Origin of the sequence: Rhodococcus sp. 14-2483-1-2 (assembly GCF_002259405.1) — a bacterium.
Lineage (GTDB): Bacteria > Actinomycetota > Actinomycetes > Mycobacteriales > Mycobacteriaceae > Rhodococcoides.
Genome location: NZ_NPFW01000014.1, coordinates 1 through 20577, shown reverse-complemented (window position 1 = coordinate 20577; position 20577 = coordinate 1). Strand labels below are relative to the sequence as shown.

Genomic DNA, 20577 nt, shown 5'->3' with positions numbered 1-20577 from the left:
TTCCATGCTTGCACAGGCCACCGACACCGATGCCCGGGTCACTGACAGACGTGCTGCTCCGCGGCCTGGACTATCGGCTCGGCCCAGGGCTCGCCGGTCCCTTTCTCGTAGGTCGCACCGAGAGAATCGGTCACTTCCGCGACGGCCTCCTCCTCGGACAATCCCTGCTGAGCGCGGGTCTCGCAAAAGCCCGGAATGTAGATGCCCAGTGCGAACACCTCGTTGACGGTCGTGCCGATGCCCTGCCCGTAGAGGTCGTCGAACAGTTCGGCCATTCCCGGGGTCTCGAGAAATCCGTCCCTGGCCTCCTGCACGTCACGAGAGATGCCGCTGCCGGTGTCCGTCGACGTCATCTCGTAACCACAGCCGGTCACCGAGCTCAGTGCCACCATGCACAGTGCAGCACTCACCGATGTCCAACCCGCACGCCGCTTCACGAGAACACCCCTGCAATCACGTAGGTCAGCGCGGCGACGGCAGCCGCCGCGGGCAGCGTGGTGACCCACGCCGCGAGCATGTTTCCCGCCGTTCCCCAGCGCACGGCCGTCGTGCGTTTGGTCGCCCCGACGCCCATGATCGCCGACGAGATGACATGCGTCGTCGATACCGGCGCTCCCAGTCCGATCGAGGCCACGTACAGAACCGCGGACGCGGTCGCCTCGGCCGCGAAGCCCTGGGGTGGGTCGAGTTCGATGATCTTGCGGCCGAGGGTGCGCATGATCCGCATCCCACCGGTCGCTGTTCCGAGCGCCAGCACCGTCGCGGTGAGGAAGTAGCACCACAGGGGAATCGTGTAGTCGACCTGATTGCCGGACACGACCAGAGCCAGAACCACGATGCCCATCGTCTTGGCTGCATCCTGCATACCGTGCCCGAAGGCCATGGCCGCGGCCGAGCAGGTCTGAGCGCGCCGGAACCCCCGGCTGGTGGCACTGGGAGACGACCGCCGGAACATCCACAGAATGGCCACCATCACGGCGCTTCCGAGCACGAAACCGACTGCAGGAGAAACGATCATCGGGAGGATCACCTTGGTCGCGACGCCTCCCCACAGCACGGTCATGCCGCCGGCCAGTGCAGCTCCCACCATGCCGCCGACCAATGCGTGCGAGGACGAGGACGGCAACCCGAACCACCACGTGATCAGATTCCAGGCGATGGCACCGACCAGGGCGCACCCGACCACGAGCAACGCGTCGGATCCGACGTCGAGGGCGATGATTCCCTCCCCCACAGTCGAGGCGACCTTCGCGCCGAAGAAGGAACCGAGCAAGTTTCCCACCGCGGCCATGACCAGTGCCGTCCGCAGTGTGAGTGCGCGCGTGGACACCGATGTCGCGATGGCATTGGCCGAATCGTGAAAGCCGTTGGTGAAGGTGAACGCCATCGCCAGGGTGATGACCAGAACGAGTGCTACCACCGCGCACTCACGTCTCTTTCAGCACGATGGATTCGATGACGTGCGCTACCTTCTCGAAAGCGTCTGCGGCGTCTTCGAGTTCGTCGCCCACTCCCTTGAGTTTCATCACTGTCAATGCGTCGAAACGGCCGTCGAACAGATCCGCCAGAAATGTCCGATAGGCATGATCGGCCCGGTTCTCGAGCTCGTTGATCTCGATCCAGTAGCGCTCGAGATCCTTCATCGACGCCAACCTCGGCATGGCTTCCGCCGTGACCTTCGCCGACCGGTCGAGGATGTCGATCATGTCGTGCATGTGTGGGGTGAGTTCGCCGATTCGGTAGAGCGAGAGCAGATGTGTCGCCGCTTCCATGTGGTCCATGACGTCGTCGAGGCTCGAACCGAGGACGTAGATGTCGGTGCGATCGAACGGGGTGATGAAGCTCGAGTTCAAGGTGCGGAACAGGTCGTGGGTGACGCTGTCGGCTTCGTGCTCTAGATCGACCATGCGACGCGCCACAGCATCGATCTCCGGTGCGGATTCGAGCAGTTCGGTCAACGTCTTGGCTCCGGTGGCCAGCAGCTGAGCAGAGGAGTTGAACAGGTCGTAGAACAGAACGGACTTGGGTTTGAAGCGTTCGAACATCTTCCGTCTCCTAGGGGTACGGCGGCTACCGGCGAGCGCCGGCGTAGGGCTCGAGCAGATCCGACGGCACGCGATGGTCGGCATCGGCGGGAAGGACGAGTTCGGGCGCACCGGCGCGTGATCGCGGTGCCATCTCGAACGCCTCGATGGACTGGCAGTACTTCGAGACTCGGATGACGGACATGTTCATCCGGGCCGTCATGTCGGTCACCCAGTACGGCACTCGCTCGTTGGCCTTGATCTCCAGGATCGCGAGCTTGGGCGGAATGATGAAACGGTTCTGGGCACCGGAATCGAAACGGAAATCGCGATCCCGACCGTGCACCTTGTGGTCGATCGTCACCCGCAGACCGAGATCGGCCTCGCGGCCGACGTAGGCCTCGCGTAGATAGCCGGTGGTGACCATCGGACGCAGGTCGAGGTTGGCGATCAACGTGCTGACCTCGTTGACGAACGGACGTTGACTCGGATCGCACTCGATCTCCTGACGGGCATTGAGCCAACGCTGAGAGACGTCGTAGGGCAACGAGATTCGACGCTTTTGCGTGACCCTGTTGACGCGCTGCTTGATCTCGATCTGCACCGGTGTGTCGTCCGTGCATTCCGACGGTGCCCCGTACAGCCGCACCCGCACCTTGCGTCGGAACTTCAGGCCCTCGATCTTCTCCCAGTAGAACCGCAGGTCGGTGGTGTCGTAGTACAGGGAGGTGACCGGGTAGCCACCCTTGGGCGAGAACGGATCGGTGTCCATCCGCGCCGTCAACTCTTCACGAACCTGTTCGACGTCGGCTTCGGCGACGAAGTACTTGATCTCGTACCTGTTGAACGAGTGCAGCTTGCTGGCAGTCTGCTGATAACCGGTGGGCTCGGTATTGAGGTCTTCCGGCGAAGCACCCTGTTTCTCCAGTGCGGCCTTGGGCCGAAATTTGTCGAACAGACTCATGGAGCGATCCTTCCTTCGGTGGGTGTGATGGTCGGGCGACGCCGCGTTCAGTTCGGCTCGGCGAACACGATCGGGGGTAGTTCGGTGGCTCCGTCGGCCTCGGACGCGAGCAGTAGTTCACCCGCGTCGGTGAAGGCGACGGCCTCGCCCTGTGGTTGATCGGGGCCCTCGACGACACCGGCGGGAGCGCCCGAGAATGCTGCTGCCACATCGCCGTCGGCGATATCGAAGACGAACAGATCCTTCTTCGTTCGCAGTGCCCCCACGGTCGCGTCGGCATCGACGGCTGCACCGGTGATCGGCCGACTCGATCCGTCCGCAGCAGTTGCGGCCACTGCTCCGACGCGAACCAGATCCACGGTGTCTGCTGCGCCGGTAACGGATTCGTCGGACAAGTAGATCGTTGCGGACGCACCGCCCGAGACCTTGGTGATCAACACCGGTTGCCCGGTAGGCGTCAGAGCGAACGCCTCGACGTCGTGTGCGCCGTCCGGGTAGCGCAGAGAGACGGAGGTGCGACGATCGGACCGGACATCGACGCCGATCAGGGTGACGCTCTCGCGTTCACCGTCGTTGTCGCCGGTGTCGGCGAGCCACACGATCCCCGCGCTGTCGACGGCCATGTCCTCGACGTCGACCGTCTCGACTCCGACGTCGACCCACCCGGTCACCTCGCAGGCACGGTCGAGCACCGCCAGCCGGTCGTCGCTGCCGCGGTCCCCGATCGCGTAGCCGGTATCGCCCGTCCACGCCAGACCCGACAACTCGGACAGGCCCGAGTCGGTGGGGGTGCACCAGGTTTCGAATCCCGCGGCGGCTGAGGGTTGGGCTGCCGGGGGTTGGGTCGCTGGGGGTTGGGCCGAGGTGCACGACGCGAGCACCGAGGCGCCGACCCCGCACACAGCGACCATCACGCCGACCCGCCGTCTCCGAGTGTTCACCTGACTGTCGCCTACCCGCCACGCGATCGAGCGTCGACGGTCACCGCTCGGGAGCAGCATCAGGTCATGAACGGTCGAACTTCTGTTCCCGAGTTGTTGGTTGCCACAGGCACTGCGCGCACGCTGTCGCAGGCCGCCTCCTTCGTAATGGAGGGAATGGTCCTGATCAACGGCATGCCGCTGCGCGACCCCCGCCGCGAGGTTTCCCCGGCAGACACCCTGACCCTGCGCTGACCGCCGGGACATCACGACGATCCCGTCACGACAGGATCGTCGGCGAGTGCGTCGATTCGGATCTGCAGCCGTGACTTCAATTCGGCAGCGTCGGCGTCGATCTCCTCCTGGGTGAGCCCGGCCGACGTGGGAACGGATGCGGCAACCTCGTCGACGATGTCGAGTACTCGACCACTGGCCCACAACTCGTCGTAGATCGTGCGGTACGCAGCGTCGTATTCGTCGGTGAATTCCGTCGAGTCCAAGAACATGTCCTTGAGCGAATTACCCAGCATCGGTCCACCTTCGGGCATGCCCCCACCCTCCGGGATCTCCATTCCCTCCGGTGGTGTGAAGCCCTCGGGCATCTGCGGCATGCCACCGCCTCCGGCTCCTCCGCCACCGGGAATCATCGAGACTTCGTCGTGCGCCCCGGCGGTGGAATCGGAATTCAGAGCCAGGTTGAGATCCCACGACACGACGGAGAACTTCTTCGTGTCCAGGTCGTAGTAGAGGTAGAAGTTCTTTCCCGGTCCGCCCATGTCGTCGCCGTTGCCCAGCAAGTTCTGCAGTGCAAGGTAATTCGCCAGCGAGTCGACGTCGACGTAGTCGGCCAGATGCGCATCGAATTCGGCCTGGTCGGCACCGTCGAGCCACTTCAGCAGCGTGATGATCGGTTGCAGGTCCGCTGTGCCGCGGGCATTGATCTGGGTGAACTGCTCGGCGTAGGTGGTCTGATCATCGCCCTGATACGTGAAACTCGCATTTGCGCCGGTCTTGTACAACACCCCGTCGCCGTCGTGCAGAGAATTGGCGTAGTCGTCATCGGGAGCGACGACCACCAGTCGCGTCGTCTCGGTCGAGTCGTTCACCGAATACGTGGTGTAGGTGAAGTCCTGGGTCGCCTGGCCCGAAGCCTCGGTGATCGCAAGAGAAACCGACTCGTTCAACGCCGGAGTGTACGGCCGCAGCGAGAGCGTGGTGTGACCCTGATACGCCCGGCCCTCGGAGTACTCGGCGAAGTCGATCAGAAACGGAAGATCCTCGGGCTCATCGAAACTGAGCGGTTCACCGAACATGGCCATCCCGGCACCACCGGGCATACCCCCGCCCTCGGGCATGGCTGCACCCTCCGGCATGGCTGCGCCCTCCGGCATTCCCCCGCCCTCGGGCATGGCTGCGCCGTCCGGCATGGTTGCACCCTCCGGCATTCCCCCGCCCTCGGGCATGGCTGCGCCGTCCGCAGGAGCTGCTGCGCCGTCCGCGCCGGCGTTGCCACCACCGCGTCCCGGCATCGTGCCGTCGTCGTTGCTCAGCGTGCTCAGCGTCGAGTTGCCCTTCAACCGAATACCGACGTCCGAGATCAGGGTGCCGTCGATGGTGATGTCTGCGGGTACCGATTCCTTGACACCCTCGTTCTGGAACGAGTCCTTCAGGGTCTGGTAGTCGCCGGCGTCGATATCCACCGAAATCGAGTGCGACACAGTGGTATCGAACAGATCGACCGTACCCTGGACGTTCTCGGTGATCTCGGAGGCGATGACGGTTGCATCGCCGGTGATGTACGGGCGGATCCGGGTCGACCCGAACACGGTCGCCATCACCACGACGAACACCAGCAGTGTGGCAGCAATTTTCCAATGCTGCCGCACCGTCCGAGGCACTCGGTGGACGAGCCTCCTTCGCAGGGTTGTCGGAGCGGTGGGAAAGTTCGCGTTCGGGTCGGCCACGATCAGATGTCCGTCTGGTCGTATCCGGTGAGTACCGAAACCCGTTGTCCGGTATTGACCTCACTGAGCGCTGCGATCAACTCACCGGGTTTCTTGCCCGATCTGAGTTGGGCCGTGAAGTACAACTCGGTCAGCGCACCCGATCGCACCGATTCGGTACTGACGAGCTCGAACTCTTTGCAGTACTTGATCAGTACGTCCTCGACGAGATCGGTGTAATCGGCGTCGGGTGGAACCTGCACCTTGACGACCTGACGCTGCACATCGAGTTTGAACCAGTTGAACTTGCTCATCACCACCATGACCAAGCAGATGGCAAACGTGGCCGCAATGGCCAACACGTAGAAGCGAGTTCCCGTGGCCATGCCGATCGCCATGACGAGGAAGATGAAGCCGACATCGCGAGTTTCCTTGATGGCGTTGCGGAATCGGACGACGGACAACGCACCGACGAGGGCGAACGCCCGTGCCACGTTCGATCCGACGACCAGCATGATCAAGCTGATGACCATGCCCACCGTGACGAGAGTTTGTACGTAGGACTGGCTGTACGAGACGTTCTTGTGGGTGAGTCGGTAGACCCAGCCGATGATGGCCGACAGAACGAACGACAGTGTCAGAGACACCACGATGTCGAACGTCGAGAACGTTCCGCTCAGGTCTTGAATGTTGAAATTCATCGCATTCCGATCGAGTTGAGTCGAATTCCGCACTGGTTACCGGGGAGCGCGTGACCCACGCGCCTACATCCGCAATCAGTGCTGTTTACCGTTTGTTCGGATGCCGTTAACCCTAGAGACAATCTGGACGGAATTTCCACCTCAGAAGCTGGCAGTTTCCTGCCAATTCAGCCGTTCATTTCCTGGCAGCAGTGGAACTTCGAACGAACTCGATCCGGCGCCCCAGTCGGACGCCGGTCGGTTCAATTTTTCAGTTGCGTTGCGGGTCAATCGATTACGTGTACATGTTGTACAAACGCCGTCAGACGGTCGTCGAGCGAAGTGACGGCAGAATTACTTCGTCGATTATTCGCGTTCGGTATTCCGAATCCAAAGGCTTGGCGTCGGTCAATGGGCCAGTCATGATTGCGCTGAAGACCATGTACTGCAGAAAGTCTGCCGATCTCGGCCTGCTCGACAATTCCCCCCGCTGCACCGCGCGCACGACGACCGACTCGAGGAATCTGGCCTCGGGTTCGAGGAACGTTCTCCGCACCGCTGCCGCCAACTGTTCGTCGACCATCACCGCGTGGTGGATCGCCGCAGCGAAACGTTGATCGTGCTCTGCCCCCTCGGACACCCGATTCATCAACTCGAGCAGATCTCCGCGAAGGTCTCCGGTATCGATGCCGACGAACGGGGGCGGGCCGACCGATTCGATGGCCGCGACCACCATCTCGGCCTTGCTCGACCATCTCCGGTAAAGGGTGGCCTTGCTGCACTGCGCTCGCTCGGCAACCAGGTCCATCGACAGCGAGTCGTAACCGACCTCGCCGAGGCACAGGAGTGCGGCGTCGAGAAATTCGCCCTCGCGTTCCACACTCACCCTCGACCGACGTGGGGCGTCGACGCTCATCCGTGGCCCCCTTATCGAATCGAAACAGTTTCGTACCGCTTACCGAGCGTAGCGCTGAGGCATACTTCTGTCACTGGACGCGCAGCGCAGGTGACCTACATCACGTCCGTGTGACATTGTTGAAGCCGTCGGATCGGCGTGAACGGCTGGAGAAAATCGTGACGGCCTGGTGGCGGTGGTACGCAGCGCTCGGCGCAGTCGGCTGCGTCGTCTACTTCCTCGTCCCGACGATCGTCTGGGCCCAGTCGGTCTTCGCCCTCGTCGGGGCCTCCGCCGTCGCTGCCACCGTGATCGGTACCAGGATGCATCGGCCGGCCAACCGCAGAGCCTGGCTGGCCATCGCCGCCGGAACCGCACTGTGGGTGCTCGGCGACATCGTCTACGAATGGATCCACGTCACCCGCGGCAGCGTGCCGTATCCATCACTGGCCGATGCGCTGTACCTCCTCGGCTATCCGATCTACGGCTTCGGCCTGTTCCTGCTGGCTCGCCACAAGTGGCGAGCGAGCGAACGCGGCCACGTAGCCAACAGCGCCATCGTCATGGTCGCGTTCGGACTGCTCACCTGGGTGTTCGCCGTGCAGCCGTCGCTCGGCGGCGAGGGTATCTCCGGGATCGCCGGTCTGGTCGACGTCGCGTACCCCGCAATGGACATCTTTCTCCTGGGACTCCTGGCGCACTTCGTGGGCTCGAGGCAGTGGCGGGCCCTGTCCTATCGGCTGCTCACCGTGGCCGTTGCGCTGCTGGTCGTCACCGACACCGTGAACAATTTCGCGATCGTCTCGGATTCCTCGTCCGACAGGTCTCTGTTCGACGTCGGCTGGATCATCTCTTACGTCCTGATCGGCGTCGCCGCCCTTCACCCGTCCATGCGGCGCATCACCAACCCGAACATCGAATCCAACGCCCACCTGATGGCGTCGTTCACCACTCCCACGGTCGTCGTGCTGACCGCGGCCACCCTGACTGCGCCGATCGTGATGTTCATCGAGGTCGTTCGCGACGAGCCGATCGCCCAGTGGGGATGGGCGGTGCTGCTCTGCGCTCTCGCGTTGGTGGTCCTGGTGATCATTCGCATCACCGATCTGTTGCGGTTGTTGCACACTCAGACCGTCCAGCTCCGTGCCGTCGCCGATACCGATCACCTCACCGGCCTGGCCAACCTGCGCGCCCTCGAACATCGACTCTGGGGCAATGCGGGTGAATCGACTGTGTTGACCGTCGATATCGACCGATTCAAGGAGATCAACGACACCTTCGGACGCGGCCTCGGCGATCAGGTCCTCGTGCTGGTCGCCGAGCGCCTGCGAGGGGTCGCCGATGACTCGATTCTGTTGGCGCGCTTGGCCGGTGACGAATTTGCCCTGTGCGGGTCGTCGGAGTCGATGGATCCGGCCGCGTTGGCACACGAGATCCAGCTCCGGTTCGCCACACCCTTCGAGGTGGGGAACATGACCCTACTGATCGAAGCGAGCGTCGGCGTCGCGTCGACTTCTCCGACCGGAGACGGTGAGGACGAGACGACACCCGATCGCCTCGTCCAGCGCGCCGACCTCGCCGTCCAGGCCGCGAAAGCAGCTCAGTCGCGCGTCGCGTACTACGACCGATCGATGGACCGGGACAAGAGCGAGCAACTCATCATGCTCGGCGAACTCACCACAGCACTTGAAACGGATCAACTGCGACTGCACTATCAACCGCAGGTCGACCTCACGACGATGACCGTCGTCGGCGTGGAAGCACTGCTGCGGTGGCATCATCCGAACGGCACAGTCCTGTCCCCCAGTGCATTCCTGCCCACCGCCGAACGCACCGGACTGATCCGGCCACTGACGAGCTACGTCCTCACCCACGCCCTCGCCCAACGCAGGCAGTGGATGTCCGACGGACTGGAGTTGAGCATCGCCGTCAACATCTCGACCCGCAATCTGTTCGACGACACCCTCATCGGACAGGTGTGCACGGCGTTGAAGGAATTCGATTGTCCACCTGGTCGATTGACCTTGGAGGTGACCGAGACCTCGGCGATGACCGACCCGGTCGGCGCTACCGAGGCGCTGTCGATTCTGCATGCGATGGGTGTGCAGGTCGCCATCGACGACTACGGCACCGGCTACAGCTCGCTCGCGTACATCGAGAGGTTGCCGGTACAGGAGTTGAAGATCGACCGCACCTTCATCGGCGGCATGGCACACAACCCGGCGCACGAAGCCATCGTGCGATCGACCGTCGAACTCGCCCGTACGCTGGGACTGTCGGTGACGGCAGAGGGAGTGGAGGACGAGGTGACGATGACGACGTTGCGCGAGCTACGGTGCGGACGAGCGCAGGGTTACCATCTCGGCCGTCCCACCTCGGCAGACCGACTACCCGCCCTCGTCGCCGAAATCGACGCGCGTCTGAACACTGCTACAGGAGAACGGATATCATGACCGAGGCAGCTCTGTCGGTGTACGCCGCGATTCGATCTCGCCGCGACGTTCGCGCCGAGTTCGACGGAACCGTCGTCGACGACGAGACTCTGCGCCGAATCCTCGGCGCGGCGCATCAGGCCCCGAGTGTCGGCAACACCCAGCCCTGGGACTTCGTCGTCGTCCGCAAGCCCGACACACTGAGCGCCTTCGCCGCGCACGTGGCCGGATGCCGACAAGATTTCGCGGACAAGCTCGACGCCGAGCGCCGAAAGACGTTCGACCCCATCCGTATCGAGGGAATCGAGACGAGCGGAACCGGTGTGGTCGTCACCTACGATCCCGACCGTGGAGGACGGCACGTCCTCGGCCGCGACACCGTCGACGACACCGGCCTGTTCTCCGCCGTACTCGCCATCGAAAACCTCTGGCTCGCAGCAATAGCCGAGAACGTCGGCGTCGGCTGGGTATCGTTCTACGACGAGCCGTATCTCACCGAACTGCTCGACATCCCCGCGCCGGTCCGCCCGATCGCCTGGCTGTGTGTGGGCCCGGTCGAGTCGTTTCAGGAGGTACCCGATCTGGAACGCTTCGGCTGGCGCACCCGCCGCCCGCTGGACGACGCCCTGCACTTCGAGCAGTACCGCCGATGATGCGCGCGCGGCTGGTTGCGGTGGCCACTGCCTGCCTGCTCGTGGCCGGCTGCTCTGCAGCCGAGTCCCCGACCGAACCGTCCACTCCGGCAACCACTCCCGCTGCCGAGCCTGCACAGGCCCCGGATTCGGCCGACCCGATCGGCACCGTCGTTCCACTTGCGGGCGCTCCCGAAGGTGTTGTGGTCGGAACATCCGGGATCGCTGCTGCCGGGGTGCGTGAGCCCGACGGCGTTGTGCTGTTCGACGCGGCGACCGGTGCCGTGCGGCAGATGGTCACGACGACGGGTGCGCCGCGTCATCTCTCACTGGCCGGTCCGGATGGCCCGGTGTTGGTTCCACTCGAGGGCAGCGACGAATTGCTCGAGATCTCACTCGCCGACGGCGCAATTCTGTCGACCGTCACCGGAGTCGGCCGTCAACCACACGATGCAGTGCGGACCTCCGACGGCACGATCGTGGCCACCAACGAGATGGGCGGCGGGGTGATATTCCTGCGTGACGGTTCGGTCGTGTCGGAACTACCGCCGGGTCCCGTCCAACCCGGTGGTGTCGCCGCTCTCGGTCCGTTCGCGGCCGTCGCGGACGTGCAGGGCAACGGTGTGTGGGTCTACGAAGGCGCAACGCAGCGGGAGGTGGCGCAGGCTCCGATCGGCGTCAAGCTCACGCATGCGGTGACGGTGAATCAGACGGTGGCCGCGTTCGCCGACACCGACGGCGGTGCGGTCCTTCTCGCAGCGGTCGATGCTGCCGGGGGCATTCGTCAGATCGCGTCGATCGATGCGCCGGGCAACCCGTACGGGTTGGCCGTCGATCCCGAACGCCGGTTGCTGTTCGTGACTCTGACCGCATCGAACGTACTGCGAGTGGTCGACGTATCGGATCCCACTGCTCCGCGAACTCTGGGCGATGTTCCGACGGTGACGCAGGCCAATTCGGTCGCTGTCGATCCGCGCACCGGGGACGTGTTGGTGACCGGCAGCGACCCCGGCGCGAGCAGTTCGATTCAGATCATCACTCGCGCGGAGTTGCCTGGCAGCTAGGCCGTCACCAGCCGTAGGACCCCGGGATTCCTTTGAACGGCCCGACGACGTCGTCGGTGATCCAGCCCTCGTAGAACCCGCCTTCCTGGGGCCGGACCGCTTCGCCGTCGATCTCGCAGTCGAGGCGACTGGGCGAGAACGCCAGGTATCCGGCGATCTCGGCGAACCGAGGAGTGGGGTTCTCGTAACTCCACCCCGCGGCGGGTGCGACGGCATCTCCGCCGTGTACGTCCCAGTAGGTGGCGGCACCCTTCCATTCGCAGTGCGTCGACCGGGCCTCCGAGGGGGTCAACGCACCCGGAACCACGTCTGCGGGCGAGATGTACCAGGTCGGTGGGTGGCTCGTTTCCAGTACTCGGTACGCGGCGGTGGTGCGGGCGACCACCTCGCCGCCGAGCCGAACGACGAGGGAACGGTTCGAGGACTCGAGCTTGGGCGGACGGGGGTAATCCCAGACGGACTCCTGGCCCGGCTTCGGCTTCTCGGGAACAACGGATCTCGGCAGATGTGAACTCATACTTCGATGGTGCCACCGGCTGTCACGGGGCGTCGACGGGATAGAGATCGTCCACCCGTTCCTCGTCGAGAATCCAGCGATCGACGTCGTCGAGAGGCTCGACCGTGCGCACCGAGGTGACCGAAGATTCGGGCGGGCGGTGTTCGGTGCGGACCGGTTCGGTGCGGACCGGCTTCTCGGCGCGTTCTGTCGGCGCGGGTGCCGGTATCTCGGGTGTGGGAAGTTCGGGCGCAGGTGTCACGGGTTCGGCCTGCGGGACGAAAGCCCACTCGTCGACGGCAGGTTTTTCGTCGTCGACGATGTCGATGGTCTTCGGCAGTTCTGCGGGTACCCGAACGAGGATGCCGAGTCCGTGGGTTGCGGCCAACAGACTCACCGGGGCGACGGTCGCAATGGCCGCCGACAGAGCGGGATGCAGGGTTCCGGCGTCGGAAATGAAGGCGTGCATGGCATTTGCGCCGATACTCACCAGAGCCGCCGTGATCAACACGCCCCAGAAGAAGCGTCGGCCACTGTGCTGATCCTCGAATTGGGCGAGCGCGATGACGGAGATCGTGGCCTGCAGGATGGTGCCGTCGACGATCACCGGCCACAGCCACGACAGCGAACGCGGAACGCCTGCCATCGTGGCGAGATCCCACAGTGCAGCGAAACTCAGCACGAACGACGCAATTCCGATGACGGTGGTGATGACGACCGCACTGACGAGCGTCGCACGCAGGACCTTGTTCATGGGTCGTCATGAAACACGAAGCCACCGACAAGTTCGGTGGAGCAACGTGCCGGTTCATCGCGTGGTGAATGCACCGCCGTTGATATGGAGGTTCTGTCCGGTGATGTGCCGGGCACCGTCGGATGCGAGAAACAAGGTCGCTGCTGCGATGTCGTCAGGCTTGCCTGCTCGCTGATCGTGTGTAGCCGCAATCAGAGCGTCGCGTCGTTCGTCGCTGAGCTGTCCGTGAAAGAACGCAGTGTCTTCGATGTAGCCGGGCGAGATCGTGTTGGCGGTGATGCCGCGCGGACCGACCTGTGCAGACAGCCCGGCAGTCCACGCTGCGACCGCAGCTTTGGCGGCCCCATATGAGGAGCCTGCATACTCCGCACCGATGGAGCCGACATTGACGACGCTGCCGCCCGAGGGGATCAGCGGTAGTACGGCCATGGTGGTGAGGACCGCACTGATCAGGTTGGCCTCCAGATTTGCTCGCCAAGCAGCCGCGATCCCGCTCAGCGATTCACCGCGCCCGGAGGCCGACAGATCGGTGTTGCCGCCGGCCGTATTGACCAGCACGTCGACACGTCCTCCGAGCCCGCCGCACAAGGCCTCGACATCGGTCGGTGACGACGCATCGCACCGGACGCCTCGCGCACCGATCTCCTGCGCGGACTGCTCGACGGTGTCTGCGGTCCGGCCGGTGATCACCACCGAGTCACCCCCGGCCAGGAACCGGACGGCGATCGCCTTTCCGAGACCGCTCGAACCGCCTGTGACGAGAACGAGACGGGACATGGCAGACTTCCTTTCGTTCACGTTCAGCGCTAAACATTCCGGTCGAATGTACCCAACGAGAAGATGGAGCGCGATCGATGCACGAGGACGAGGACTATCCGGTAGGTACAGGCACGCCGATCTCCGCTGCCGAGATAGCGGCCGCGTGGCGAAGAGAATTGCCCGACGCGCCGACCTCATCCATCGAGGTCATCACCCCGCTCTGGCAAGCGGCAAAGCGACTGGCCGACGACCGGCGACGCACCCTGGCGAGAATCGGCGTCGAGCCGGCGACCTTGGACCTGCTGAGCACGCTTCGGCGTGCCGGTCCGCCCTACGAACTCACCAGCAGACAACTGACCGCGCGATCGCTTGTTACCGCCGGTGCCATCTCTCAACGGCTCGCCCGTGCGGAGCAAGCCGGCTGGATAACCCGATCACCGTCCGATGCGTCGCGTCGCGCAGTCGCAGTGACACTCACGGCCGACGGCCACGCGTTGATCGAAGCAACGGTGCGGGATCTACTCACACACGAAGAGACTCTCGTTGCCGACCTCACCGATCACGAACGCCGAACTCTCAGCAGACTTCTGGACAGACTCGGGCACTGACGGATACAGAAATCCCCGAACACTCTCTGCGGCATAGGAATTGACCGAACATTGCCGAGCTCTCGCCAAACGGGGCAGCAGCCGGTCGACTCAGCGAACCCAGGCGGGCGGTACCCATGTCTGCACAATCGGGAGCCTGGCCTGCGAGCAGTGAACTCGGCCGGCGATCTTCGCTTCGGGCCCTCCGAGGTGGGTGAGCAACCAGCTGATGAAGATGATCCCGAGATCGTCTACGAAGTCACCGATCGGCGGCGCCGCAGGATCAAGCGGTTCGGACGGCCCCGCGGTAGAAGTCGGCGCGATCGTGTGCAGACATTCCGCCCCACACGCCGTAGGGCTCGTTCGCCTCGAGGGCGTGCTGGCGGCATTGTTCGAGTACTGGGCAGCGGCCGCAGACCTGCTTGGCGGATTTCTCGCGCGAGGTGCGAGCGCGGCCTCGTTCACCTTCGGGGTGGAAGAACACGGACGAGTCCAATCCGCGACACAGGCCGTCGAGTTGCCAGTCCCATACGTCTGCGTTGGGGACGGGAAGTTGGACTGGCCTGGCGGGTGCGCCTCGCACCATGAGCTGTCTCCTCACTGAAAAGTGAACAAGCTCACTATCTCGCATTCGTCATACTTTTACAAGTCCTTTCAGTCATTCGTAGTACTTAAAAGCAAGCATGCTTGCTTGAATTCCCGTTCGGAACCGAAGGGCACCCGACTCTCGGGCGGGCGTTACCGGATATCAGCGGCATCGGATGCACCGACAGAGCTTTCGACCCTCGACCACGTGCGATATGTTGATGCCAGTCGACCTATTCGGGGTGCAACCAATTCCAGGACGAGGACAGTGATGGACGTCGGTGATCAACAGAGTCGAGAGCTGGTGTTCGCAGCTCTTGCCGATCAGGTCCGTCGCGAAATCCTGGACACCCTGGCCTCGCACGGTGAGTGCAGCGCAGGGTTCATCAGCGAACACATCTCGTCGGTAGGACGCACCACCGTGTCGGCTCATCTGAAAGCCCTCAAGATGTCCGGGGTCATCGTCGAACGGCGTGCCGGTCGGAACCGCTTTTTCTCCGTGGACCCAGCCGGTCCGGCCAACGACGCTCTACAGTTTCTGCGTGATGTGCTCGAGCGGTCCCTGGTGGCGGCACAGGCACCCAGCGATGCGCCCAGTACCGACCGCACCGATGACGCCGCATCGGAAGCTCGGCCTCGCCGGCGCGCGTGACACCGGGAGTCCGCGTTCGATCGACATGACCGTGGTGGCGTGATGTCCGACCTGTCCGTGACGGCGCAAATCCACGTACCTCACCCGCCCGCGGTTGCGTATCAGCAGTTTCTCGACGGGAACCTGCTCGACCTCGAGTGCACCCGGCTGGTCGTCGGGGCCGCGGTGTCGGTGTCCCTGCCGGTGGGCGGGACGGGAGCATCCGGCATGCCCATCACGCTGCTCGGCCACGTCGCGGCAGTGCGACCGGCGAAATCGGTGGTGGTGGTCCATCATCAGCCTTGGCGAGGCCGGTTGACCTTGCGATTCCACCCCGACGGCACCGGCACCCGATTGGTACTCGAGTCCGGTCTCGATCGAGACGGCGTGGCCTGGCTGGCGCACAAACGTGGTTACGGTCCCCCCGAACCACTTCGGCCGGATCGCCACCGCATCGGACTCCTCGTCAGCAAATCAGGATCGGCAGCGGTGTTCGCGCAAGCCACCGAGACTCTGGCTCGATTGGCCGTCGACGAGATCAATGCCGATGGCGGAATTCGCGGTCTACCCGTCGAACTGCTGATAGGCGACGACGCATCCGACTCACGGGCGGGGGCTACCGCCACGCGCCGCCTGCTTCGCAGTGGCTGCCGCATCATCTTTGCCTGCGTCACCTCGGCAACGTTCAACGCTGCGGCGTCGGCGTTGACCGACAGCGATGTGCTGGTGGTGCATACCGTCCTCAACGAAGGCGGGCGCCCGGATCCCGGCATAGTGCGGCTCGGCGAACGCCCACTCGCGCAGGCGCGCGCCGGAATTCCTGCGTTGATGACCGAGACCGACAGCCGTACATGGTTTTTCGTCGGACACCGGTACTCCTGGTCGTACGGCGCGCACTGGGCTGCGCGACGAGTTGTCGCAGAGAACAACGGTTCGGTCCTCGGCGATGCGTACCTGCCCCTCGGGACCGAGGATTTCTCCTCCACCATCGCTGACATCGAGCGCTCCGGGGCGGAGCTGATTCTGTCGTCGCTGGTGGGCCACGACGAGGTCGTCTTCGAGCAACAATGCTTCGACGCGGGCCTGCGGTCGACAACGCGCACGTTGGCCCTGGTGCTCGACGAAGCAACCCAACAGCTGATCGGCACCTCGGCCTCCGACGGAGTATGGGCGGCGTTCGCGTACTTCCAGGGTGCCACCGACCTGCACAGAGATCTCGAAAACCGCTACAACGCACTGCAAGCCGGCCCGAAGCCGCCCATGAGCTCACTGTCCGAAACGACGTACGAGGCGATCGCTGCCTACGCTCGGATACTCGGGGCGACCCGCAGCGAGCTCGATCGAGAGACGCTTCGTCGACGCCTGTCGGACCGGTCGACATCGAGTCGCGTCGACGAAGGTCCGACGGGGCCCGCCATCATGCTGGCCGTGTCACAGGGCGGCATCTTTCGGCCGCGGTAGCCCACACACCGGCGAGAAGCCGATACGCACTTCTCGTCACCCCTGAATTCGCGTGAACTCGACGCAACACAGAATTTACCGGCCAATATGTCGATACATATTGACGCATTGACTAGAACTGCTTTAGCGTCGCCTGATCCGAGTACAGAGAACCTCGGTGGGTAGGGGCGCGTTCGTCCCTCCGACACACCGACACGACTTGCTGTTTCGACAGGAGACGACATGACAGTTTCACGCCCGGATCCGGATGCGATCGGTTCGGCCGCAGAGCATTTCGGGATCGATCTGAGCGCCTCGGACCGTGAGGAGTTCGCCGGGTTGGTCGACGGGGCTCTCGGGTCCTACGACGTCGTGGACGAGTTGTACGCACAGATCGCGCCCAGCATCCCCGATCGAGAACATCGAGTCCTCTCCGAAGCCGAGAATCCGCTCGGAGCCTGGTACGTCACCACCGCGATCCGATCGGCCGAGCCGGTGGACGACCGCCTCGCCGGAAAACGCGTCGCCATCAAGGACAACGTCGCCGTGGCCGGGGTGCCGATGATGAACGGCTCACGCACCCTCGAAGGCTTCGTCCCCTCACGCGACGCCACCGTCGTCACGCGCCTGCTGGAATCCGGGGCCGAGATCGTCGGCAAGTCGGTGTGCGAGGACCTGTGTTTCTCCGGTTCGAGCTTCACCTCCGCGTCGGGACCGGTGCGAAACCCGTGGGATCTCGGTCGCGAAGCGGGTGGGTCCTCCAGTGGCAGCGGTGCTTTGGTCGCCAACGGTGATGTCGACATGGCAATCGGCGGCGACCAGGGTGGGTCCATCCGCATTCCGGCCGCGTTCTGTGGAGTCGTCGGCCACAAGCCGACGTTCGGCCTGGTTCCGTACACGGGAGCCTTCCCGATAGAGCGCACCATCGACCACGTCGGCCCGATCGCCCGGACGGTCGCCGACGCGGCCCTGATGCTGTCGGTCATCGCCGGATCCGACGGCAACGATCCCCGCCAGCCCGCGGACGTATCCACCGTCGACTACACCCTGGGTCTCGACCACGGGGTGGAGGGGCTCCGAATCGGCGTCGTCACAGAAGGTTTCGGCCACGAGTCCTCCCAGCCCGCGGTCGACGCCGCAGTCCGAGCTGCAGTGCAGCGCTTCGCCGAGGCCGGTGCGGTGGTCGAGGAGGTGAGCATTCCGTGGCATCGACACGCCTTCCACGTCTGGAACGTCATCGCGACCGACGGAGCGGCGTACCAGATGCTCGACGGTAACGGCTACGGGCTCAACGCGAGTGGTCTGTACGACCCGGAACAGATGGCGTACTTCGCCGGCCGACGAATGGAGCACGCCGACGAAGTGTCCGAGACCGTCAAACTCGTTGCGCTGTGCGGACATCACGGGACAACCACACTGGGATCGGCGATCTACGGTAAGGCCCGCAACCTCGTTCCGACGGCTCGTGCCGCGTACGACACCGCGCTCGAAGCCTACGACGTACTGGTGATGCCCACTCTTCCCTATACCGCCACCGAGTTGCCCGACGCCGGCATCGACCGTGCCACCTACCTCACCAAGGCCCTCGGGATGGTCGTCAACGCAGCCCCGTTGGATGTGACCGGACACCCGGCGCTGTCTGTTCCGGCGGATCTGGTCGACGGCCTCCCTGCCGCAATGATGATCGTAGGCAAGCACTTCGACGACGCCACGGTGCTGCGTGTGGGTCATGCATACGAACAACTCGTCGGCGGGTTTCCCACGCCCGATTCCGCGCGAAGCCGCGTTGCCCTCACGTCGCCCTGACGACCCATCACATCGAAGGAGAAACAGATGAACGGAGTATTCGACCTCGGCGGAACCGATGGAATCGGAACCGTTGTCGTCCCCGAGAACGAACCGATATTTCGAGCGGAATGGGAAAAGGTCGCTTTCGGCATGTTCTCCATGTGCTTCCGTGGCGGATTCTTCGGAGTCGACCAATTTCGTTACGGCATGGAGCTGATCGACCCCGCGGTCTATCTGAAGTCGCCGTACTACGAACATTGGATCCACACCGTCGAGTACCACGGTGAGCGCACCGGAAAGTTGGACCTCGACGAACTCGATCGCCGAACCGAGCACTTCCTGAAGAACCCCGATGCTCCGCTGCCCGATCATGCCGATGATCCCGAACTGTTGGCCTTCATCGACGCCGTCGTACCCGCAGGCGCACCGGCCAAGAGGGAAAGTGACAAAGTCGCACGCTTCGCGGTCGGCGACACGGTTCGCGTGCTGCGCGGCTCACCCCGCGGCCACACCAGGAAGGCGCGCTACATTCGCGGCGCAACCGGGAAAATCGTGATGGCACACGGCACATTCATCTATCCCGATACCGCGGGCAACAACCTCGGCGACTGTCCCGAGCACGTCTACAACGTCCGCTTCGAAGCCGACGAACTGTGGGGCACGGAGACCGCTGACGCCAATCAAGCCGTGTATTTCGACGTCTGGGAACCCTACATCGAACTCGTGAAAACCGAAGGAGCACAGGCAGTATGAGTGGACTTGTTCGTAGCCAGGAAGAGATCGCTGCACGCGTCAAGGCGTTGGAATCGATGCTGATCGAGAAGGGCATCATGACCACCCAGGCCATCGACCGTCTCGTCGAGATCTACGAGAACGAAGTGGGCCCGCAGCTGGGTGCCAAGGTCGTGGCCAAAGCATGGTCCGACCCGGAGTTCAAGGCCCGACTCCTCGCCGACGCGACCGGCGCGTGCGCCGAACTCGGCATCGGCGGATTGCAGGGCGAAGACATGGTGGTCGTGGAAGACACCGCCGAAGTCCACAACGTGATCGTCTGCACGCTCTGCTCGTGCTACCCGTGGCCCGTTCTCGGACTGCCGCCGAACTGGTACAAAGAGCCCCAGTACCGGGCCGCGATCGTGCGCGAGCCGCGCAAGGTACTGGCCGAGAGCTTCGGTTACACGGTCTCCGACGACGTGGAGATTCGTGTCTGGGACTCGAGCAGCGAGATGCGGTACTGGGTACTTCCTGCGCGTCCGGCGGGTACCGACGGATGGACCGAGGATCAGCTGGCCGAGTTGGTCAGTCGCGACAGCATGATCGGCGTCGGTCCCGCTATCGAGGCGACGGCATGACGACGACAATCCGCCCGGACGCAACCGAACTCGGCGATGCACGCCGCCGGGTGGAGAAGCTCGTCTGCAGCCTCCCCGATGTACCGGGTGGCGACACCGCCTTCACCAAACCCTGGGAGATACGCGCCTTCGCCATGGCCGTCGCGGCCTACGATGCCCGCCAGTTCGAGTGGTCGGAATTTCAGCTCTCGTTGATCGAGTCGATCAAGTCGTGGGAGGAACGGAACGATCCGGCCGAGGAATCACCCTGGTCCTACTACGAACACTGGCTCACGGCACTGGAAACACGACTTTCCGGTAGCGGCTTGCTCAGCGACGCGGTTCTCGACGAACGAACCGAGACAGTGCTCGCAACGCCACCCGATCGCGACCACCACAAGGCGCATCTCGAACCCGTGAGCATCGATCCGGCCCGCACCTGAAATCTCGAAAACACACTCGACCACCACCCGAAAGCGGTACATCCCATGACCACCTTGTCCGCAGCACCCGACACCGCCCTGCAGAAGATCGCGGCCTCGACCGTGATGATCGCAACGATCCTGCTCGCCTTCGTCGTGCTCTACCTCGTCGGTTTCGATCAGGGCGCGATCTCCCGCAGTGGCATGTACATGCACGAGTTGATGCACGA

The 20577-nt window shown here is 63.8% G+C and carries 24 protein-coding genes; 12 read left to right on the top strand and 12 right to left on the bottom strand.

What is annotated here, in order from left to right; translation table 11 throughout:
* Window positions 1-38: 38 nt before the first annotated feature.
* Genes CH295_RS13510 through CH295_RS13490 form a run of 5 tightly spaced genes read right to left on the bottom strand, consistent with a single transcriptional unit; the run spans window position 39 to window position 3929 of the window.
* Window positions 39-437: a hypothetical protein gene (locus tag CH295_RS13510; protein WP_141217018.1), complete on the bottom strand. Its 399-nt coding sequence runs from the start codon at window positions 435-437 to the stop codon at window positions 39-41.
* Window positions 434-1420, bottom strand: coding sequence for an inorganic phosphate transporter (locus CH295_RS13505; protein WP_037190482.1), 987 nt, complete (start codon window positions 1418-1420; stop codon window positions 434-436). The genes CH295_RS13510 and CH295_RS13505 overlap by 4 nt, the downstream gene beginning before the upstream one ends.
* A 7-nt stretch (window positions 1421-1427) precedes the next feature.
* A complete protein-coding gene (locus CH295_RS13500) occupies window positions 1428-2045 on the bottom strand; it encodes a DUF47 domain-containing protein (protein ID WP_094741026.1) in 618 nt (205 codons plus the stop codon).
* Window positions 2046-2070: 25 nt separating this feature from the next.
* Window positions 2071-2988 carry a polyphosphate polymerase domain-containing protein gene (locus CH295_RS13495; protein WP_094741025.1) on the bottom strand — a complete coding sequence of 306 codons (918 nt, stop codon included), beginning with the start codon at window positions 2986-2988 and terminating at the stop codon, window positions 2071-2073.
* A 47-nt stretch (window positions 2989-3035) separates the two neighbouring features.
* Complete coding sequence (locus tag CH295_RS13490; RefSeq protein WP_170945891.1) at window positions 3036-3929, bottom strand: hypothetical protein; 894 nt, start codon at window positions 3927-3929, stop codon at window positions 3036-3038.
* Between the two features lie 66 nt (window positions 3930-3995).
* On the opposite strand from CH295_RS13490, the gene CH295_RS27780 reads away from it, so the two are divergent.
* Window positions 3996-4163, top strand: a complete 168-nt coding sequence (locus CH295_RS27780) for a S4 domain-containing protein (RefSeq protein ID WP_155292901.1) — start codon at window positions 3996-3998, stop codon at window positions 4161-4163.
* An 11-nt stretch (window positions 4164-4174) separates the two neighbouring features.
* Here the strand turns inward: CH295_RS27780 and CH295_RS13485 are convergent, their stop codons facing one another.
* The 3 genes from CH295_RS13485 to CH295_RS13475 form a co-directional block, all read right to left on the bottom strand.
* The gene (locus CH295_RS13485; RefSeq protein ID WP_353955471.1) at window positions 4175-5806 is read right to left on the bottom strand and encodes a CotH kinase family protein; all 1632 of its coding nucleotides are present in this window, start codon (window positions 5804-5806) and stop codon (window positions 4175-4177) included.
* A 68-nt stretch (window positions 5807-5874) separates the two neighbouring features.
* Entirely contained in the window at window positions 5875-6552 is a 678-nt protein-coding gene (locus tag CH295_RS13480; protein ID WP_037190487.1) for a DUF4956 domain-containing protein, read from the bottom strand.
* Window positions 6553-6853: 301 nt separating this feature from the next.
* Entirely contained in the window at window positions 6854-7447 is a 594-nt protein-coding gene (locus tag CH295_RS13475) for a TetR/AcrR family transcriptional regulator (protein WP_094741023.1), read from the bottom strand.
* Window positions 7448-7557: 110 nt separating this feature from the next.
* On the opposite strand from CH295_RS13475, the gene CH295_RS13470 reads away from it, so the two are divergent.
* Genes CH295_RS13470 through CH295_RS13460 form a run of 3 tightly spaced genes read left to right on the top strand, consistent with a single transcriptional unit; the run spans window position 7558 to window position 11554 of the window.
* Window positions 7558-9879, top strand: coding sequence for a putative bifunctional diguanylate cyclase/phosphodiesterase (locus CH295_RS13470; RefSeq protein WP_094741022.1), 2322 nt, complete (start codon window positions 7558-7560; stop codon window positions 9877-9879).
* A gap of 11 nt (window positions 9880-9890) precedes the next feature.
* Window positions 9891-10511 (top strand): 5,6-dimethylbenzimidazole synthase, encoded by a 621-nt coding sequence (gene bluB, locus CH295_RS13465; RefSeq protein WP_170945919.1) that lies wholly within the window; start codon window positions 9891-9893, stop codon window positions 10509-10511.
* The gene (locus CH295_RS13460; protein ID WP_252342033.1) at window positions 10508-11554 is read left to right on the top strand and encodes an NHL repeat-containing protein; all 1047 of its coding nucleotides are present in this window, start codon (window positions 10508-10510) and stop codon (window positions 11552-11554) included. The genes bluB and CH295_RS13460 overlap by 4 nt, the downstream gene beginning before the upstream one ends.
* A 4-nt stretch (window positions 11555-11558) precedes the next feature.
* On the opposite strand, the gene CH295_RS13455 is transcribed toward CH295_RS13460, so the two are convergent.
* Genes CH295_RS13455 through CH295_RS13445 form a run of 3 tightly spaced genes read right to left on the bottom strand, consistent with a single transcriptional unit; the run spans window position 11559 to window position 13581 of the window.
* Window positions 11559-12071, bottom strand: coding sequence for a DUF427 domain-containing protein (locus CH295_RS13455; RefSeq protein WP_037190491.1), 513 nt, complete (start codon window positions 12069-12071; stop codon window positions 11559-11561).
* A gap of 22 nt (window positions 12072-12093) precedes the next feature.
* Window positions 12094-12804, bottom strand: coding sequence for a DUF2637 domain-containing protein (locus tag CH295_RS13450; RefSeq protein WP_094741020.1), 711 nt, complete (start codon window positions 12802-12804; stop codon window positions 12094-12096).
* 54 nt (window positions 12805-12858) lie between these two features.
* Window positions 12859-13581, bottom strand: coding sequence for an SDR family NAD(P)-dependent oxidoreductase (locus tag CH295_RS13445; protein WP_094741019.1), 723 nt, complete (start codon window positions 13579-13581; stop codon window positions 12859-12861).
* Between the two features lie 77 nt (window positions 13582-13658).
* On the opposite strand from CH295_RS13445, the gene CH295_RS13440 reads away from it, so the two are divergent.
* Complete coding sequence (locus CH295_RS13440) at window positions 13659-14171, top strand: MarR family winged helix-turn-helix transcriptional regulator (RefSeq protein ID WP_094741018.1); 513 nt, start codon at window positions 13659-13661, stop codon at window positions 14169-14171.
* A 262-nt stretch (window positions 14172-14433) separates the two neighbouring features.
* Here the strand turns inward: CH295_RS13440 and CH295_RS13435 are convergent, their stop codons facing one another.
* Window positions 14434-14736 (bottom strand): WhiB family transcriptional regulator, encoded by a 303-nt coding sequence (locus tag CH295_RS13435; RefSeq protein WP_008713079.1) that lies wholly within the window; start codon window positions 14734-14736, stop codon window positions 14434-14436.
* Between the two features lie 270 nt (window positions 14737-15006).
* On the opposite strand from CH295_RS13435, the gene CH295_RS13430 reads away from it, so the two are divergent.
* The 7 genes from CH295_RS13430 to CH295_RS13400 form a co-directional block, all read left to right on the top strand.
* On the top strand, window positions 15007-15387 hold the full coding sequence (locus CH295_RS13430; RefSeq protein WP_037190493.1) for an ArsR/SmtB family transcription factor: 381 nt from the start codon (window positions 15007-15009) through the stop codon (window positions 15385-15387).
* A 42-nt stretch (window positions 15388-15429) separates the two neighbouring features.
* Complete coding sequence (locus CH295_RS13425) at window positions 15430-16827, top strand: ABC transporter substrate-binding protein (protein ID WP_094741017.1); 1398 nt, start codon at window positions 15430-15432, stop codon at window positions 16825-16827.
* A gap of 222 nt (window positions 16828-17049) precedes the next feature.
* A complete protein-coding gene (locus CH295_RS13420; RefSeq protein ID WP_094741016.1) occupies window positions 17050-18612 on the top strand; it encodes an amidase in 1563 nt (520 codons plus the stop codon).
* A 27-nt stretch (window positions 18613-18639) separates the two neighbouring features.
* A complete protein-coding gene (gene nthB, locus CH295_RS13415) occupies window positions 18640-19347 on the top strand; it encodes a nitrile hydratase subunit beta (protein ID WP_037190497.1) in 708 nt (235 codons plus the stop codon).
* Window positions 19344-19946 (top strand): nitrile hydratase subunit alpha, encoded by a 603-nt coding sequence (nthA, locus tag CH295_RS13410; RefSeq protein ID WP_094632548.1) that lies wholly within the window; start codon window positions 19344-19346, stop codon window positions 19944-19946. The genes nthB and nthA overlap by 4 nt, the downstream gene beginning before the upstream one ends.
* A complete protein-coding gene (locus tag CH295_RS13405) occupies window positions 19943-20368 on the top strand; it encodes a nitrile hydratase accessory protein (RefSeq protein WP_037190500.1) in 426 nt (141 codons plus the stop codon). Before nthA ends, CH295_RS13405 begins: the two co-directional genes overlap by 4 nt.
* A gap of 45 nt (window positions 20369-20413) precedes the next feature.
* On the top strand, window positions 20414-20577 hold a 164-nt coding region (locus CH295_RS13400; RefSeq protein WP_094741015.1), incomplete at its 3' end, for a CbtB-domain containing protein.